This is a genomic window from Vibrio halioticoli NBRC 102217, assembly GCF_000496695.1.
Lineage (GTDB): Bacteria > Pseudomonadota > Gammaproteobacteria > Enterobacterales > Vibrionaceae > Vibrio > Vibrio halioticoli.
In genome coordinates this window covers 45,483-63,413 of record NZ_BAUJ01000010.1, presented here as the reverse complement: position 1 = coordinate 63,413, position 17,931 = coordinate 45,483, and the positions used below count along the sequence as shown (strand labels likewise).

Annotated in this window: 13 protein-coding genes; 6 read left to right on the top strand and 7 right to left on the bottom strand. The window is 40.9% G+C overall.

From position 1 onward, the window contains the following. The first annotated feature begins 8 nt into the window (after positions 1-8). From VHA01S_RS04700 to VHA01S_RS04680, 5 genes are read left to right on the top strand one after another with little or no spacing between them, the layout of a single operon-like run. The gene (locus tag VHA01S_RS04700) at positions 9-2,162 is read left to right on the top strand and encodes a DEAD/DEAH box helicase family protein (RefSeq protein WP_023403206.1); all 2,154 of its coding nucleotides are present in this window, start codon (positions 9-11) and stop codon (positions 2,160-2,162) included. Next, positions 2,162-2,392 (top strand): CxC ATPase DNA modification system associated small protein, encoded by a 231-nt coding sequence (locus VHA01S_RS04695; protein ID WP_023403205.1) that lies wholly within the window; start codon positions 2,162-2,164, stop codon positions 2,390-2,392. Before VHA01S_RS04700 ends, VHA01S_RS04695 begins: the two co-directional genes overlap by 1 nt. Then, positions 2,373-4,433, top strand: a complete 2,061-nt coding sequence (locus VHA01S_RS04690) for an AAA family ATPase (RefSeq protein ID WP_023403204.1) — start codon at positions 2,373-2,375, stop codon at positions 4,431-4,433. Before VHA01S_RS04695 ends, VHA01S_RS04690 begins: the two co-directional genes overlap by 20 nt. Then, positions 4,426-4,878 carry a DNA phosphorothioation-associated 4-like protein gene (locus tag VHA01S_RS04685; protein ID WP_023403203.1) on the top strand — a complete coding sequence of 151 codons (453 nt, stop codon included), beginning with the start codon at positions 4,426-4,428 and terminating at the stop codon, positions 4,876-4,878. The genes VHA01S_RS04690 and VHA01S_RS04685 overlap by 8 nt, the downstream gene beginning before the upstream one ends. Continuing rightward, positions 4,871-5,920, top strand: a complete 1,050-nt coding sequence (locus VHA01S_RS04680) for a cysteine desulfurase family protein (protein ID WP_023403202.1) — start codon at positions 4,871-4,873, stop codon at positions 5,918-5,920. The genes VHA01S_RS04685 and VHA01S_RS04680 overlap by 8 nt, the downstream gene beginning before the upstream one ends. Here the strand turns inward: VHA01S_RS04680 and VHA01S_RS04675 are convergent. The 4 genes from VHA01S_RS04675 to VHA01S_RS04660 all read right to left on the bottom strand — a co-directional run bounded on the left by VHA01S_RS04675 (position 5,917) and on the right by VHA01S_RS04660 (position 11,058). Beyond that, positions 5,917-7,941 carry a DNA phosphorothioation-associated putative methyltransferase gene (locus tag VHA01S_RS04675; RefSeq protein WP_023403201.1) on the bottom strand — a complete coding sequence of 675 codons (2,025 nt, stop codon included), beginning with the start codon at positions 7,939-7,941 and terminating at the stop codon, positions 5,917-5,919. The genes VHA01S_RS04680 and VHA01S_RS04675 overlap by 4 nt on opposite strands. A gap of 147 nt (positions 7,942-8,088) precedes the next feature. Beyond that, positions 8,089-8,358, bottom strand: a complete 270-nt coding sequence (locus VHA01S_RS04670; RefSeq protein ID WP_023403200.1) for a hypothetical protein — start codon at positions 8,356-8,358, stop codon at positions 8,089-8,091. 402 nt (positions 8,359-8,760) lie between these two features. Then, complete coding sequence (gene pepT / locus VHA01S_RS04665) at positions 8,761-9,990, bottom strand: peptidase T (protein ID WP_023403199.1); 1,230 nt, start codon at positions 9,988-9,990, stop codon at positions 8,761-8,763. A 129-nt stretch (positions 9,991-10,119) separates the two neighbouring features. Next, on the bottom strand, positions 10,120-11,058 hold the full coding sequence (locus VHA01S_RS04660; protein WP_023403198.1) for a 1-aminocyclopropane-1-carboxylate deaminase/D-cysteine desulfhydrase: 939 nt from the start codon (positions 11,056-11,058) through the stop codon (positions 10,120-10,122). Between the two features lie 123 nt (positions 11,059-11,181). Between VHA01S_RS04660 and VHA01S_RS04655 the strand changes: the two genes are divergently transcribed. Then, on the top strand, positions 11,182-11,562 hold the full coding sequence (locus VHA01S_RS04655) for a GtrA family protein (RefSeq protein WP_023403197.1): 381 nt from the start codon (positions 11,182-11,184) through the stop codon (positions 11,560-11,562). 83 nt (positions 11,563-11,645) lie between these two features. Here the strand turns inward: VHA01S_RS04655 and VHA01S_RS04650 are convergent, their stop codons facing one another. The 3 genes from VHA01S_RS04650 to VHA01S_RS04640 form a co-directional block, all read right to left on the bottom strand. Beyond that, positions 11,646-13,028: a peptide MFS transporter gene (locus VHA01S_RS04650; protein ID WP_023403196.1), complete on the bottom strand. Its 1,383-nt coding sequence runs from the start codon at positions 13,026-13,028 to the stop codon at positions 11,646-11,648. Positions 13,029-13,359: 331 nt separating this feature from the next. After that, positions 13,360-14,568, bottom strand: coding sequence for a serine/threonine transporter SstT (sstT, locus tag VHA01S_RS04645; protein ID WP_023403195.1), 1,209 nt, complete (start codon positions 14,566-14,568; stop codon positions 13,360-13,362). Between the two features lie 288 nt (positions 14,569-14,856). Continuing rightward, positions 14,857-17,928: an efflux RND transporter permease subunit gene (locus VHA01S_RS04640; RefSeq protein WP_023403194.1), complete on the bottom strand. Its 3,072-nt coding sequence runs from the start codon at positions 17,926-17,928 to the stop codon at positions 14,857-14,859. Positions 17,929-17,931: the final 3 nt, after the last annotated feature.

Here is a 17,931-nt window from a genome sequence, read left to right as displayed (position 1 = left end):
GAATATCAATGCATTTTTCTGATCTTAAACTTAAAGCGAAATATGATACAGATGATGATGATATTTTGAACTGTGTCCATATCCCTTTGCTTACAAATGCAAATCGTTATGATCGTGCGGTGGGGTATTTCTCTTCGTCTGTCTTAGCTTCTGCTGCTAAAGGGTTAGAAAAGTTTATTCATGCTGATGGAAAAATGCGCCTTATCATTGGTGATCCCCTTTCTGATGATGAATATGAAGCAGTTATGGAAGGGGTGTTACACCCTTGTAAATCTAAATCACTTCAACTTGCAGAGTTATTAATTGAAGCTAAAGATATAAATCTCAAACTATTGGCCTATATGGTGGCTAAGGAGCAGTTAGAGATCAAATTTGCATTTACTCACCAAGGGATGTTTCATAAAAAAATAGGTATCTTTTATCAAAAAGACCAGACAGTAGTTTTTAGTGGATCGGCCAATGAAACGTTGGCTGGACTGTCTAAGTATAACTCTGAAGAGGTATCTTTATTTTTTAGTTGGCGGGAATCATTTGTTGATTATGGACAAGTAGAAGTTGATAATTTTAACGCCCTTTGGAGTAATTCAAAAAAACGAGCAAGAGTTGTAGCTATTGATTCAGAAGCTTATCAAAAAATTCAATTAGGTTTAGATGTTGAAAAACTCCATAAGGAGTTGTTTGCCTGTCATGTTAAGTCTGAAACTAGTCAGGTATTTTTCACTTACAGTTTTCCTAAGTCTGAACAACGGTTAGAAAAATTAAATATTGAAACGAAGATACCTCATAAGCCATTGACGATAAATGGAAAGCCTTTTGAATTGTTTTCACATCAAGTTGATGCAATCGCTAGTTGGCGTAAAGCCCATTACAATGGGTTATTCAAGTTAGCTACAGGCTCCGGTAAAACATTTACGTCGATTTCTGCAATGATTGAACTTTATGAAGAGCGGCGAAGAAACCGTGAAGCTACTTTTGTTATCATTAGTGTCCCTTATATTGAATTAGCCAATCAATGGGTGAAAGAGCTAGCCCCTTTCAATGTAGTACCAATACAATGCTACGGAGCATCTAATAAATGGTCGGCAACTTTCGACAAAAAATTATTACGCTTCCGGACTGGGACTTTGGATTTCATATGTGTTGTTGTCGTTAATAAGACTCTCTCTTCTAGTTTATTCCAGTCGAAAATCGCCAAAGTTCCTCCTGAAAATATGCTATTAATCGGTGATGAGTGTCACCATCTTGGAAGCCAAGGCTATTTTGAAGCTTTACCTTCAGCTCGCTTTCGAATTGGTTTATCAGCCACACCTTTTCGTACTGATGATGATGAGATGGAAGGCTCGCCATTCCCTGATACGGTGAGGCAGAATTTACTTTCTTATTTCAAAGGAATCATAAGTGAATATTCACTAAGTGATGCGATAAGAGACGGAATATTAACACCATATAAGTACGATCTTGTACCTGTCTATCTAGACGAATATGAGCAAGAGTCTTTCGAAAATTATTCGGCAAAAATTCAAAAGTTCATTTTGACAGCTAAATCTAAAAAACTAACAATTGATGAACAATCAATGCTTACTAACTTGTGTGGAGCTAGATCAAGGTTACTAGCTACAAGTTCCGGTAAACTTCCTGCATTATTAGCTTATTTGAAAACACATCCTGAGTTGTCGCTCGTACATTCTTTGATTTATGTAGGCGAAGGTTCGGCACCTGGAGATGATACACCATATATAACTAAGGTGACGAATAGCCTACATGAATATGGATGTAAGGTTGCAAAATTTACATCTAAAGAAACATCCTCTGATAGGTGTAAGATCATGGATAGTTTCAAAGAACAAAATATTGACTCCCTTGTAGCCATGAAGGTGCTGGATGAAGGAATTGATGTGCCAGTTTGTCAAAGTGCGTTTATTCTAGCAAGTACACGTAATCCGAGGCAATATGTACAAAGAAGAGGAAGGGTGTTAAGGAAAGCGCAAGGAAAAAAAGAAGCTTTGATTGTTGATTTTATCGTACTTCCTTTGCCAGGAGTAGTTAATCATTTTAGTCAAAGTTTATGCCGCGCAGAGTTAGAAAGGATAGAGGATTTTAAGTTAACAGCAATTAATCCTGAAGATATAGAAAAAAGAATTACCGAATTGGGGATTTATTAATGGATCTTAATGCATTTAAAGCTTTGTTGAAGGAAGTTGATAAAGATACAAAGGTTGCTCACCAGGATTACTCGAAGAAGTCAGCAGCTCATAAGGCTGCATTACAGGTAATGTTATTTGAAAAAGAGTTATATTATGGGGATTTGGTGCAAAGTCGTCATATTCAGAAGATTAAAGATATTATTGAAGTAAATGCGGAAGATATCGTAAATGAAATTAATAAGACTTGAAATCAATAATTTTCGTCAGTTCTATGGTAAGCAATCTATAGATTTTGCTGTAGATCCAAAGCGTCCGGTTACTTTGATCCACGGTGAGAATAATGGTGGTAAGACGGCACTTCTGAATGCACTTCGTTGGTGTCTCTACGAGGAAACGACAGAAAATTTATTAGATGCCCAGAATTTATTGAATAAACATGCGGCAAGACAAGGTAAGAGCACATTCAGCGTTTGTCTTCAGTTAGAGCATGAAAATCGATTGCTTGAGGTTCGGCGAGTTAAGGCTCAAAATAGCCACAAGAGTAATCTTCATGTGTATGAGATCAATGATGGTTGCTATGCTGATAGGCCTGAAAGTAATCCTAATACTTTGATAAATCAATTTTTGCCAAAAGAAATGTCTAAGTATTTCTTTTATCAAGGAGAAGGTACTGGCACTTTAAGTAGTCAGAATGATTTTTCCCATATCAAGGATGCTATTGAAAAGGTTCTGGGGCTGACTGTGGCAAAAACCACAGTCAAGCATTTGAATAGCATAAAAACAAGCTATCAGAAAGATCTAAAGCAGTATGATACTGGTAATAAGATAAACGACATTTTGACAAGAAAAGATGAACTAGTTGCAAGCTTAGCGCGAGAAGAAAAAATTCTAACGAGAAAGAAGGCTGAATTGCAAAATGCAGAAAAAGAATATGAATCGCAAATTGCAAAGCTTACTCGATTTGATAAGACTATTATTGAAGAAAAAATAAAACTACGTTCGAAGCAGATTCAACTACTTAATAATTATAAAAGACAACATAATCAATTACTAGCTGACAAAATTTCAAAAACCCCAGGTTGGGCACTAAATACATATTGTCAAAAACTTGCTTTAATCAATATTTCTGGTATTAATACGGAAGAACTTAATAAGTCTTTACGTTATACAGTAGACAAGCAGTTATTACGCGAGATTATTGAAAATAAAGAATGTATTTGTGGTGCTAATATAGAAGATAGTAGTACAGCAAAGTATTTTCTTGAAGAGTTGGGTAAACATGCTGTCGATCCAAGTCTTAAGCGGCGTTGGGATTCTGCAATAAATCTGCAAGATAAATTGCGTAAGAATGCTTTATCGAAAGCGGCTATGGAAAAACTACTAGCTGATATTGATGATTGTGAAGATCAAATGCAACAATTAGAGGTTAGTATTCAGGAAATAAGTCATACTATTATTGACTCTGATATCGACGATATAAAAGTGATCGAGAAAGCCAAAGATGTAGCTAAATCTAAATGTGATCAGCTAAATAAAGAAATTCCAGACCTAAGACAGAAAGTTCGTAGGAAGGATATCGATATTAAAGATATTGATAAGCAAATTAGTAGTTTGTCTTCGACTCAACCAAAAGCACAAAAAGTTAAACGTTTGATTTTAGCTACTGAAAAAATAATGAGATTATACGAAGATGCTATAAATTCTTCCAAAGAAGGTGTTGACCAAATACTTCTCAATAAAATGCAGTCTTTGTTTAATCAGGTTGCGTTTAATGGTTACACAGTAAAAAAAGACACTAACGCTAATAGCGGCAGTTTTACATGGGCAATTGTTGATAAAGAAGGTAAGCGCGTAGCTGCTGGGAATGGTTATCAAGCTATGTTAGCAATTTCTTTTATTGTTGCATTGATTGAGCTCTCAAAGGATCGAAGCTACAACAAACAGCATCTACTTACCCCTGGCACAACAGCTCCGTTTATTGCTGATTCGATTCTTGCTTTTATTGGACCGGATAATGGTCGCGAATTAGTGCGTTACATTGCAAATAAAGTGGATCAATCAATATTTATGTTTTCTCAAGCTCAATGGACTGAGAGTCATACAGATAAAGGTATCCGTCATCATATTGGCAAAGAGTATAACCTTGTTCAGCATACTGTGCTCGCTGAAGATGACTTTGGTGGACAGTATCCGACGCGCCTGACGGTGCAAGGGCATAATTATAATGTTGTACACTTTGGTAGTGATTTTGACAAGGTAACGATAGAGGAGATCCCAACTAATGCCTGATAGTTTTGATTGGCGAAAACTTCCTGTACGTAGAGATGCAAGATTCGAAATGTTAGAAGAAAAATTTTGTTCCACGAAAGGAGCAAAAAGTGATGTTCGAGTTTTCAGTACTATAAAAGAGCTGATGGTTTTTGCTGCTTTGATTGGATATCAGTTAGATGACTACAAGCCTTTGGAATCTAAAGTTAGTACGACACCTATTCTGCTGGAAACTTATGCAACCACTGGACATGATGCTTATATCTATCTGATAGCTCTCGCTAAAGAACCATCATTAAATACGTTAAAAGATGAGAACTTGAGGTTTGCCATTAGTATTTTTGAAGGATATTGCAATAGTGGTTTGAGCTACATAGATAGTTGGATTATGAGTAATATAGGGGAGCCTTTAATGACCAATATATTATTCAATCATACATTAGAGTATTTGGTTGATAATGAATAACTACTTTGATTATGCTGCATCAACTCCAGTTTCAACTCCGGTTCTTAAGGCTATTGAGTTCTGGAGTAATGATAATTTTGCAAATCCGTCAGCATCCCATAAAGACGGAGTTAACGCTTCAAAGGCTATCCAAAAGACAAGAGAAGTAATTGCAAACAAACTAGGAGCAATGCCTAGCGAGATTATTTTTACTAGTGGTGCAAGCGAATCTAATAACCTTGCTATTAAGGGGGTTGCGTTTCAACATCTAGAATCCAAGGGACATATTATAACTTCAAGTATTGAACACAAATGTATACTCAATACATGTTCTTATTTAGAAAAACTTGGTTTTGAAGTTACTTATTTGCAACCGACAAGTGATGGCATAATTAAGCCGGATTCTTTATATGCTGCAATACAAAACAATACTATTTTGATTACAATCCATCATATTAATAATGAGCTAGGCACTATACAAACTATTGAAGAGTTTGGTGCGATAGCTTTTGACAATAATATTCCATTTCATACCGATGCAGCTCAGAGTTTTTGTAAGGTTGATATAGATGTTGATGACATGGATATTGATATGTTGTCCCTATCTGGTCATAAAATTTATGGACCTAAAGGTGTTGGAGCACTTTATGTTAGGGATGCTCGGAATTCTGGTCTAGTCCCCCTAATACACGGGGGAGGTCAAGAGAATGGGCTTAGAGGGGGAACATCACCAACTCCTTTGATTATAGGATTAGGCGCTGCGGTAAATCATTTTCCGAAAACAAAGTCGGAACAACATCAAGAGTTTGAGCGTATAATTCGTAATTATTCTGTGGTAAGGAACGGTGGGAATAGCCTACTTGATACAACTTGGAACATTACTTTTGATTCAGATAGTGAGGTTAATAAGTTTTTCTCTGAGCATCCGTGGTTAGTTTCACAAGGCTCTGCTTGTAATGCCATGTCGAATACTCCTTCCCATGTTCTTACTGCAATAGGGTTAAATGAATCCGAGGCTAGACGTACATATCGTATTAGTCTCCCTCCATATCATGGCACTTAGGCGATAGATATTAATTTAAAGTTCGAAATCTTCTTTTTATTTTTCTCAAGAAGAATCTTAAACTCTGCTCTATGTAGAATCACTTCTTCATTCCAGTTGATATCTAAGAGCTTTGATAAGCGTTTATCAAAGCTCTTTTGCTTTTCGAAAATATCGGTAGTTGAGGCTAGCAATAAGTGTTTGTTGACTAAAGGTGGTCTACGTCTTTCATCAACATAATCAAAAAAATCGATATCTTGATCAGCCATTTTGATCTTGATTCTTTCGACTAGAAAGGGCACAGAATTGTTAAAATCATCATAGCCCATGAGGGTAAGTTTACCTGATGTGATATGTATTTTTACAAGGTCAATGCTTTCATCTAGTTCGCCATACATTTGTAGGCCAGCACCAACATATGCTCTCAAAAGCAGAGGAAGTTCTTGTATGTATTGTTTGTGGAATATAAGAGAATGCCCTTCATTTAAAAGACTAGCCGGGAGAGTATCATTAGCTTTAATACATTGAGTATTGATTAGTTCGTTGTCCGCGATAGCAAATAGCAACTCTGCAGCTAGTTCTAGTGCAGACTTATAGTCTATGAACAAAGCTTTGATATCACGTTTTAGGCTCTCTGGTTGCTGTGTATAAGGCTTTCTTTTTTCAAACAGGCCCATAGCAAAGTAAAGAAGAAGGTCCTCTTTGTGCTCTTTTTCTGCTAGTTTAAAGTCGTCTTCGCTATATAACTCTGCGACCAAATTAAATACTTTTTTGTGCGATCCAATCAGCTCTTTGACTTGTTCTGAATGTTCGAACTCATCGTTTGCAGGAATACGTCCTAGCTCCAAACAGGTATTCCAAAAATCTTTAAATAGGTCTTCATTTTGCGCAATAACTAGCTTTGATTTATCTTTTGAATCTGGTAATTCTGGAGTGGTTAACTGTTTCCACTTATGATGTCTTTTGTATTTACCTTGCAAATATATCTGTTCTTCAATTTTGTCTTTAAAAACATAGAAAATGCCAGGTGCAACGGGTATTGCTTCTTCGGCTAGACTTCTCTCAATGTAGGATTTGATTTCAGATTGAGCGTAGTACTTTTGGAATGTATTTCGTGATGTGATTACACCATCTTTGTACGGCTTGAATTGAGCAATATAGTTGTCATTAGCTAGCATAACGGAGACAACAAGAAACTTGTCAGCCAGATCCCATGCCCCAAGTAGTGCCTCTAATCGTTCGTCTTGATCTTCGATTACATTTAAGACAAACCCAAGGTTAACTATGTCAGATGATATTTTTTCTGAGTCTGGGCTAAAGTTAGGATCCCAGCCAATAGCATCTATGCCATGTGCTTCGAGTTCCCTCAGGTCATCGCCTCGTCCACATCCATAATCAAAGATCGAGTGAACACCCTCTAGATAGCCATACTTGATTAGCGACTTCATCGGTGATGATAGTTCGTGACGAACAAGCGCGGTACGATGACGATCTATTCCTTTCCCTTGTTCCGTATCTAGTATCACCGAAGATCGAAATAAACGACCATCTATAAGTTCGTATCCGCTCCGATGTATGAGGTTTTCCCAAGAACGTTTAAAACCAATTAGACGAGAGTTTTCATAAAGACCTGCATTTTCACCTTCTTGAGTGATGTCAACAAAATGCTGATAACACTCATTATCTGGCAAAATCATCGTTTCTTTTCGATGCAGTATCGGTGGATTATCTGATTCTGAGTAGGTGACGATTTTATGTGTAAGTTTTGAAAGGTTTACGTTTAGGCTTTGTTTGAGGGCAGGGTAGGAATCCTGATAAAAAGTAGGGTAGTTTAGTAAAGACATGCGAAAGTCTCTTTTAAACAACTTAATTAGGTTCCAGTCGGAGTCATCTAGTTGTAAAGCATTGGCGACAGCAGGAATAAACTTTGTCAATGTTTCTGGTAGGCTATGGAGCGCATCTTTGTGAAGGTAAATTGCGTCAGGTAGGTGTTTGCCTACTTTTACTTTTGCTACAAGTTTTTTAAACAGTGCTGCATCCATGGAGCTGTATATCTCTTTGTTTAAGTGCGCCTTACTAGCAATGTATCGTCTTTTTTATTAGTTCGTCTATAGTAAGTATCACTTTATACCTTAAAAGGATGACATAATCTAAATCATGTCACCCTTGTAGTTGTTAATTTGCCTTGATTACGCACCAACCACCTCTAGTGGTACAGGAGTTTCCATATTCTCAAGAAATTCCTCTAGTACAACACGGTTTTCTGCATTGATAGTAATACCCCATTTAGGCTCTTGGATTTTGTTATCGACGAAGATGATTTGATCTTCATCTGATTCCCAAAACTGAACTGACGATGCATCAAAATAGTCATAGATATTTTCAGACAGCGTATTCTTTAGGTGAGAACAAAGCTGAGAGTTATTATCGCTTGGCATTAAAGTAACGGAAAACATCATATTCCTCTCTGTGATTATTTGGATTAATAATTGATAAAATCATAAATAGATTAACACTGTGTATGATTGTATTTTATCCAATGGGTCACAGGAATACTTATCATTATGCGCCACATCACATTTAAAGCTTATTAATAGAAGTGAAAAAAGAAATGAATCTATTAAATCCTGTTTATCATTCTAAAGAGTAATAAATGGATTTTTTGAGGATGATAAAGCCGATTGCGTGCTGATAGTTCTGCAATGCGATGGGCTAAGAATGGGCTTTCATTTATCCGTTTTTTGTTACTGAATCCTTAGTTTGTTTTGATAAATTGCTCAAACAAGATACTTAGTGTTAACTGAGTATCTTGTGTTTATTAAAAATCAGCGGCGGAATTGACCCCAATAGTTGGGCGCCAGTTATTGGGCGTTTTTCGCCGTATTCTCCGCCAGTTTCACAATTACTTGTACAGCTTGCTGCATGCCATCAATGCTGATGAACTCATGGATGCCATGGAAGTTATAGCCGCCAGTAAAGATGTTCGGACAAGGCAGCCCCATGAATGAAAGACGCGCACCGTCAGTACCGCCGCGGATAGGTTTGATGTTTGGCTGTACACCGCACTCAAGCATGGCTTGTTTTGCCAGTTCAATAATATGAGGGTGCGGCTCTACCATTTCTCGCATGTTGAAGTAACTGTCAGTAAGTTCAAGCTCTACATGGCCTTTGCTTAGTTGGCTGTTTAGTTCATCTACTTTCTGTTGCATGAAGGCTTTACGCTCTTGCAACTGTTGGCGGTCAAAGTCGCGCAAAATGTAAGAAAGCTCGGTGCGGGCAACACTAGGTAGCATGGATTTTAGATGATAGAAGCCTTCATAACCTTCCGTGGTTTCTGGGGTTTGTTGCATTGGCATAAGCAATTGAAATTGGGCTGCGATGTTCATGGCGTTGATCATCTTGTCTTTGGCCGTGCCTGGATGAACGTTCACGCCATGACAAATTACGGTTGCAGTAGTGGCGTTGAAATTTTCGTATTCAAGTTCACCCACTGGGCCGCCATCGATGGTGTAAGCCCACTCGGCGGAAAATTTCTCGACGTCAAACAGGTTAGCGCCTCGTCCAATCTCTTCATCGGGAGTAAAGCCAATGCAGATGTCACCATGTTTGATGTTTGGATTTGCTTTTAGGTAAGCAACAGCGGTGATGATTTCGGCGATGCCGGCTTTGTTGTCTGCGCCTAATAAGGTGGTGCCATCGGTGGTGATGAGGCTTTGGCCGTGTAATGCATTCAGGTCTGGATATTGCGCTGGTGATAACACTTCGCCAGATCCACCTAGCGCTATCTCGCCACCTTGATAGTTTTCGATAATTTGCGGTTGGACATTTTTACCAGAAGCATCTGGCGCGGTGTCCATGTGCGCAATAAAGCCAATCGCAGGTACTGCATGCTCGACGTTAGCTGGAAGTTTTGCCGAAATATAGCCGTTATCATCTAAAGTCACATCGGTAAGTTCCAGCGCTAGCAACTCTTGGTACAACTGCTTGGCTAAGACACGTTGACCTTCGGTACTTGGGCAGTGCGATATTGCGCCATCGGACTGAGTATCAAAACTGACGTAACGAAGGAAGCGTTCAACTAACTTATCCATTTGTATAGACCTTATTTATTCTTAATCCCCTTAGTATCTAGCGAGCGCACGGAGGATGAGTTGCGATAAATCAGGTTTAGTAGGGTTAATCGTACTATTGGGTGAGTTTTGCTTAAATTTCGCTCGAAATTAACGAGCGATAATTTGAGTGTTGGAGTTAGAGGTGTCAGGTTCAAATTTACGCTGGTATCTTGATAGCATGGTTTCGTTCCCTAATATACCGCCTTGATGGATATAAAGAATGCACACATCAGGGTTTGCATCCATCCATGGCAGTAAGCATTGCCACATGTATGGGTCGTACAACAAATCAAATTCAACATTGGTGTTTTTTTCTAAATCTTGCCAAATTTTAAACTCGTCTTTGTACAGCTTACCGAAATGATGTTTGTAATCTGCATGCAAAATCGTAGGGGTATCGTCTTCGCCTAGTTCTTGCCACTGTTCACGCAGGTAGCTTTCGCCTCCTACGCAAGCGCAAGTCAACACGGGTAGGTTGTGCTCTTTGAGGTGCTTGTGTAAGTACAATGCGGTCGTGCCAGTACCTGAGGGTAGGGCAATAGCAAATTGTTGATTGGGTTTATAGCGAGTCCAATCTAACAGCTCAGTCGCAAGCCCTTGAATGCCTTTTTCTGCTAAATAGCTTCGACCACCTTCGGGAATCACTAAACAGTTCGCTTGGGGATTTCGGATTTCTTTTATGTATTGTGCTGGCGTCATTTCATCACCGAACGCATTACTGCACTCTATGATTTGCGCGCCCAAATCCAGTGCGCCGCGATAGTTACCACTAGGCTTTTCTTTTAACCAGTTTGGTATTCTTTGTACATAGAATTCCAGTTTCCATTTTTTGATTTTGCACAGCGCCGCTAACGAGTATAAAGAATTCGCTTGAATTGAGCCGTAACCGATAAGGGTATCAATACCAGAGTAGTCTTCTTGCAACAAACGCATGAATTTTCGCGCTTTGTTACCCGAAAAATGTTGATGCAGCTGTTCATCACGTTTTAGATAAAAATTGTGATTACGAAAAATATGCTGTGTTACTGGACTAGTATTGAGTTTCATAAGGACTGTTTCGTGTTTATTATAAGACGAGTCAAAATAGAAAAGGCGCTCATCTTAGACCTATTTATTCGTCAAACCAAGATGATTTATTCACATGAAGGTGATCTTTTATAAGGGGATGGAATGAGAAACCACCGTTTTGTTCGTTTTGCTAAGGTGGGAGCTGTTGGTTTTATTGTCGATATCAGTGTTTTTTCCTTACTGGTGTATTGGTTAGGGTTGCCTACAATGTTGGCGAGAGTGTTGTCTTTTGTGGTTGCGGCGACAACAACTTGGCTAGGAAACCGTGTTTATACTTTTAAAAGTAGTGCGCGACACTTTGCGCAGTGGAAGCGGTTTTTTATTTCAGCCTGCTTATCAATGTTGCCAAATCTATTGGTGTTCAAAGGAATATTGCTGTGCCTAGGGGAGAATTACGTTACTCATGCTTTGGCTTTTGTGTGTGGGGTAGGGGCAGGGCTAATAGGCAACTACTTACTGAGTTCACGTTGGGTTTTTAAATAACTGGGCTGGTAATAAAATGGGTCGCAATATGCGACCCATTTCTTTTAGTAACGTTTTACCGCTGTTTAAAGCTGTATCGCGCGTTAGATTACGGCGTGATCTAGCTCTTGATCTTCTTTCATTGTAGGTTTGTTTTCTGCGCCATGCATCCAGTACACCAAAGTGTTGGACATGAACAGCAAGATGATACCTGAGATGGTTGCCGCAACAGCGATACCACCAAAGATAGCCATAGCGCCAAAGTCGCCTACATGTGAGCCGATAAGGCCTGCAACGTAGTTTGCGATAGCGTTAAAGCCAAACCATGCACCCATCATTAATGATGCTAGGCGAAGTGGAGCCAGTTTTGTCACCATAGATAGACCGATAGGAGAGATACATAGTTCACCCAAAGTATGGAAGAAGTACGCACCAACTAGCCAGATCATTGAAGTTTTAACGCTTTCATCGCCACCTTGTTGTAGAACCGCGCCAACCATGCACAAGAAACCGACCGACAAGAAGAATAGAGCGAAAGCAAATTTAACCGGAGAGGTCGGTTCACGTTTGCCCAGTTTCACCCATACTGCAGCCAAGATAGGCGCTAGTAGCATGATGAATAATGGGTTTAATGATTGGAACCAAGCTGCAGGCACTTCAAAGCCACCTAGCATACGGTCAGTGTATTGCTGAGTGTAGATATTCATTAGGCCGCCAGCTTGTTCAAAGCCTGCCCAGAAAATGATCACGAATAAGCCCATCACTAAGATAACTTTTAAACGGTCTACTTCTTCTTTAGTGAGTGGAGTTTTGGTTTTAACGCCGTTCTTGTGGCCTAATTTAGCCGCAGGAACCGTACCAATTTTACCTAACCAAGAGTGGCTTAAGCTCAGCTGTAGCACAACACTGAGCATCATACCGATACCGGCAACAAGGAAACCGGCATTCCAGCCGTAGGCGTTAGCCGCACTACCTGCCACGATACCCGCAATCAGTGCGCCTAGGTTGATACCCATGTAGAAAATGGTAAATGCGCCGTCACGACGGTTGTCACCTTCTTCATACAGGTCGCCAACCATAGTTGAGATGTTTGGCTTGAATAAACCGTTACCTAAAATAAGCAGTGTTAAGCCTAGGTAGAAAGAGGTGTAAGCATCAATGCCAAACGCGCCAGCAGGAAGTGCTAGAGAGAATTGACCGATAGCCATTAAGATACCGCCGATAAGAACGGATTTACGTTGACCTAAGTAGTTATCGGCAATCCAACCACCGATAAGCGGTGTGACGTATACCAGTCCGGTATAAATACCGTATAAATCCAGAGCGTCTTTTGTGCTCCAGCCTAAGCCACCGTTAATGGTTGTGTCTGTGAGATATAAAACCAGAATGGCACGCATAGCGTAATATGAGAAACGTTCCCAAAGCTCGGTGCTAAACAGCAGAAAAAGACCACGTGGGTGGCCCAAGATAGTTTTTTGATTAGTCATTGTTGTGTCTGTCTATAATATTTTTAGTATGAACAGAACTAGATATACAGCGCAGTATCGATTACGGCAATGCCTAAAAATCACTATAAATATTCATTTTTAATACTTAACTTATTGTTTTATAAGATCAAGTAATGGGTAATTAGTCATATTGATGGCTAGTGGAAACTAATATTGCGGTTTTGATGTGATGGGTGAATATTATACTGGATTTGGGTGAAATATAGTCGAGTGGTTTGTTTATTGTACGCTTGGGCTGTTTTGTAGGCAAAATAAAGGTCGGTTGCCCGACCTTTATAATTAACGTGATTTTAGCGAGTAACTCTGATTATTATTTTGCTTGTTCAGCGCGACAAGCCGCCGCAGTAAATACAACGTCAGTTGAGCTATTTAGTGCTGTTTCAGCAGAATCTTGGATAACACCGATGATGAAGCCAACACCGACCACTTGCATCGCTACTTCGTTTGGAATACCAAACAAGCTACACGCTAGTGGGATAAGCAGTAGAGAACCGCCCGCAACACCAGATGCGCCACATGCTGAGATAGCAGCAATTAAGCTAAGCAGTACTGCTGACAAGAAATCAACTTGAATACCTAGAGTATGCACCGCCGCTAGAGTCAGTACGGTAATCGTAATTGCCGCGCCGCCCATGTTGATGGTTGCACCTAGAGGGATAGAGACAGAGTAAGTATCTTCATCCAGTTTTAGTTTTTCACACAACGCCATGTTCACTGGAATGTTTGCTGCACTTGAGCGAGTGAAGAACGCAGTTACGCCACTTTCACGCAGACATTGTAGAACCAATGGGTATGGGTTTTGTTTGGTTTTAACCCAAACAATGATTGGGTTAACTACCAATGCAATCACTAGCATTGCGCTTAGTAGTACAAACAGTAGGTTCGCGTAGCCTAGTAGAGCGCTAAAGCCTGTGCTTGCAAACGTAGCAGCAACAAGACCAAAGATACCCAATGGTGCTAGACGGATAATAAAGCGAACAATTTGAGAAACGCCGTGGCTTAGATCTTCAAACACTGATTTAGTGGTGTCTGATGCGTGGTGCAGTGCAAGACCAAGACCGATACCCCAAGCAAGAATACCAATGTAGTTGGCATCCATTAGAGCATGAACTGGGTTATCAACTAGTTTAAACAGCAAAGTATGCAGTACTTCAGCAATACCTTGTGGAGGCGTTACGCTAGTTGTGCTTTCTACTAAGGTTAATGTTGTCGGGAAAGCAAAGCTTAATACAACAGCGGTGATCGCAGCTAAAAAGGTACCAATTAAATACAGAATGACGATCGGACGCATGTAAGAGTGTTGGTTTTTCTTTTGGTTGGCAATTGAGGCTGCCACCAAAATGAATACCAAAATAGGTGCAACGGCTTTAAGAGCACCAACAAATAGGCTACCTAGCAGACCAACACTAGTAGCAGTAGAAGGAGAAACGGTAGCAAGGATAGCGCCGGCAACGATACCGACTAAGATTTGCATAACAAGGTTGCCCTTGGCTATGCGTGCAATGAGTGTGTTTAACATAGTACATCCATATAAGTGGGAGTAAAAAGTCTCTCCCAAATGATTTATTAGTATTAGACGCCGACTTAAGCGTAATTAATGAACTTTTGACCCTTTAAATAATGTTGTAATTAAAGGAAGTCGCCATCTAGCATAAAAGGAATAACTAGAAAGTCTAGTAGATAATGGCTTAAATATTCATTTTCAAAGCGAACTCTGTTGAGTGTCGCTTATTTCACAATAACCATGAAAATAGGTTAAAACATTGGGTAGGAAAAGGGGAGTACACTCCCCAGATATTCAGTGATCTTATAAGTTGTTCTTAGGTTTATCTTTTCTCATTAACAACTTAAATAGAGCCGGCACAAAATAAAATGAGATTAAAGTGGTTAGGGTTGTCCCTCCCGCTATTGCAATGGCAAATGGTGGCCAAAAACCACCTCCGGCAATAATCAATGGCAAAAACCCTCCCACAGTGGTGATCGTGGTGGAGGTGATGTGACGGGTACAACTCATCACCGCTTCAAGAATGGCGTTTTCATCACCTTGGCAAGCCTTTGGGCTAGCTTTTAATTCGGCTAAAATCACGATGGCGGCATTAATGGCCAAACCGACAATGCCGAGCATGGCGATAATGACCGTAAAACCAAACGGATAGCCAAACAGATACACTGACAAAATCCCCAGACCCGCAGATAACCACGCTACTGAGAATATGATGTTGCTCAATCTAAAGGAGTTGAACGACAGTACAACCACTAGAATCATTAAGGTAATCACCATAGCCAGATTGGCCATTAAGCTGTTTACTGACTCATCTCGCTCTGCTGATTCCCCGCCAAATTCTACGCGGTAGCCCGTTGGCAGTGAGTAGCGCTCTAAAGAAGATTGGAAGTCGTTTAATACGGTTTGGGGTAACACGCCGGCTTCTATATACCCTTCGATAGTATTTACACGTTGTCCATTGCGGCGCGGAATGGCTCCTCGACTTGGAGTGAGGCTCAGCTTGGCAATGGTGGAAATACTCATGCCCGTACTGTAAGCCTCTGAGGCAATCGGTAAGCGCAAGTTGCTAAGGTGACTCATATTTTCTCTTTCACTGTCGCCCACTCGCACTCGTACCGGAATCGACTCGCTGGCTTCAATAATGCTGCCGCTTTCTCGTCCTACTAGCGATGATTGCAGTAAATTCGCCACATCGGTTAACGTCATGTTATTGAGTTTTGCCGCATCTTCGTCAATGTCTAGCCACACTTTAGGTGTACCCGGTTGCAGTGTTTCTCGGGTATGGGTTACGTGTTGAGTGTTGGCTAAGATCAAGCGAATGTCTTCACCTATGCTTTTTAGCTGGTCAAGATTATCCCCATAAATGCGCAGTTCGATAGGGGCTTTAAATGGAGGGCCTTGTTCGAGCTTTCTGACGAGTATTTGTGCGTTGGGAATGGCTTGATTTAAGTGACGCTGTAACCTGACGATCATGTCATTGGCCGATTGGAAGGTATCGGTTTTCACCATTGCTTGCGCAAAGTAAGGCGCTCGGCTTTGTGAGGCCTGTAAATTGTAGTAAAAGGATGGAAAGTTACCGCCGACTAACCAGTTAACTTGTTCAACGCCTTGATATTGTCGAATGATCTTATCAACCTCTTCAGCCACATTTTCGGTAGCATAAATACTGGCTTGTGGTGACAGGTAGACCTGAACTTCAAACATGTCTCTGTCTGACGGCGGAAAAAACTGTTCGGTCAATTGTGACAGGCTGACATAGCCTGCCACTGGTACACTGACGACCAATGCAATTGCAATCAGCGGACGGCGTATTGCCAATGACACGGTTTTGGAGAAAGCTCGCGTAACAGGGGGAATGCGGACACCTGTGTGATACCAGCGGTTAGAAGACGAATGGCTAGGCAAAAAGTGCACCGCAAAACCTGCGATGATGGTGTGTGAAATGATATATGAGCCAATCAGTGAGAATGAAACAGTGATAGCAATTGCGCCGACAAACTCACCGCTGGCTCCAGGCATTAGGAAGATAGGGGCAAAGGCCAAAATTGTGGTTAAAGTAGAGCCCAACAGAGGTACCCAAAGATGCTCAATTGCCATCAGTGCAGATTCAAGTTTGGCTTTGCCTTTTAAACGGTAGGTTTGAATGGTATCCACCATGACCACAGCGTTATCAACCATTATGCCTAAGGCGACAATAAGACCGGTCACCGACATCTGGTTAATTGGAATGCCGGTGAACTTCATTAGCATTAGGGTCAGCATAGAGGTCAGTGGCAAGGCGACCGCCACCATAATAGCGGCGCGAAAACCTAAGGTAAGCAGTAGCACAACCAAGATAATGCTAAAGCCAAGCAACAAACTGTCGCTCAGATCGGATAGGCGAGTTTGGGTATAGCCTTGCTGACTAAAAAGCGTTTCGACTTTGATATTGCTAGGAAGCTGCTGTTGATAGTGCTCAATTAAGGCTCTAGCGCGAGGCGTCCATTTATCCACTCGCAAGTTAGATTGCATGCGCGCGGCCACAATGACGCCGGGCTTACCGTCAATAATGGCAATCTCGCCTGCGGGTGTTTTTTGCGTGCGAGTGACTGTGGCGACGTCTTCTAAGCGTATGCGATGGCCTTGTGCGTCTATTGCAATCGGCACTTGGCGGATGCGCTCTAGGGAGTTTAAATCTGAGGCAATTTCTAAGCCAAATCTTGAATGTCCGTTAACCAGTTCACCGGCTGAGTTTTTAGCATCTGCGCCATCTAAGCTCTGCGCAATACTGGCACTGGAATTGCCTAGTGCTACCGCTGAGCTCGTATCAAGGCTAACTAATATTTCCTCTTTTGGCATACCGTAACTATCAACAAACTCAGTGCCTGATAACGCACGCAGCTGAGACGAAAGCTCTTTTGCATAGCGCCCAAGAGTTAATAAATCGCTGTCACTGCTTCCTTGCCATATGAGGGCAGTAATAAGGGTGAATGCGTAAGTATGGTCACTATCAAACTCCGGAGCAAATGTGCCGACAGGCAGTAGCGGCGGAGTATCGGAGAGCTTATCGCGCGCTTTAGACCACACAGGATCTGGGTGGGTGATTTCATCATTGAGTTCGATATTGATGATAGACACGCCAGGACGAGAGGTGGATGAAATCAGTTTGATTTCACTGAGTTCGCGCAGTTTATTTTCGACGACTTCAGTGACGAGTGCCTCGACACGCTCGGCACTGGCACCGGGATAACTGGTGGTGACTGTGGCAAAACGGTTGCTGATAACAGGATCTTCAGCGCGTGGCAAAGTGTTAAAAGAAGAGAAGCCACTGACCAATAAAAACGCCGTCATCAATATTAATAAGCGAGTGTTAGAGACGATGTTGATGATTTTCATCGT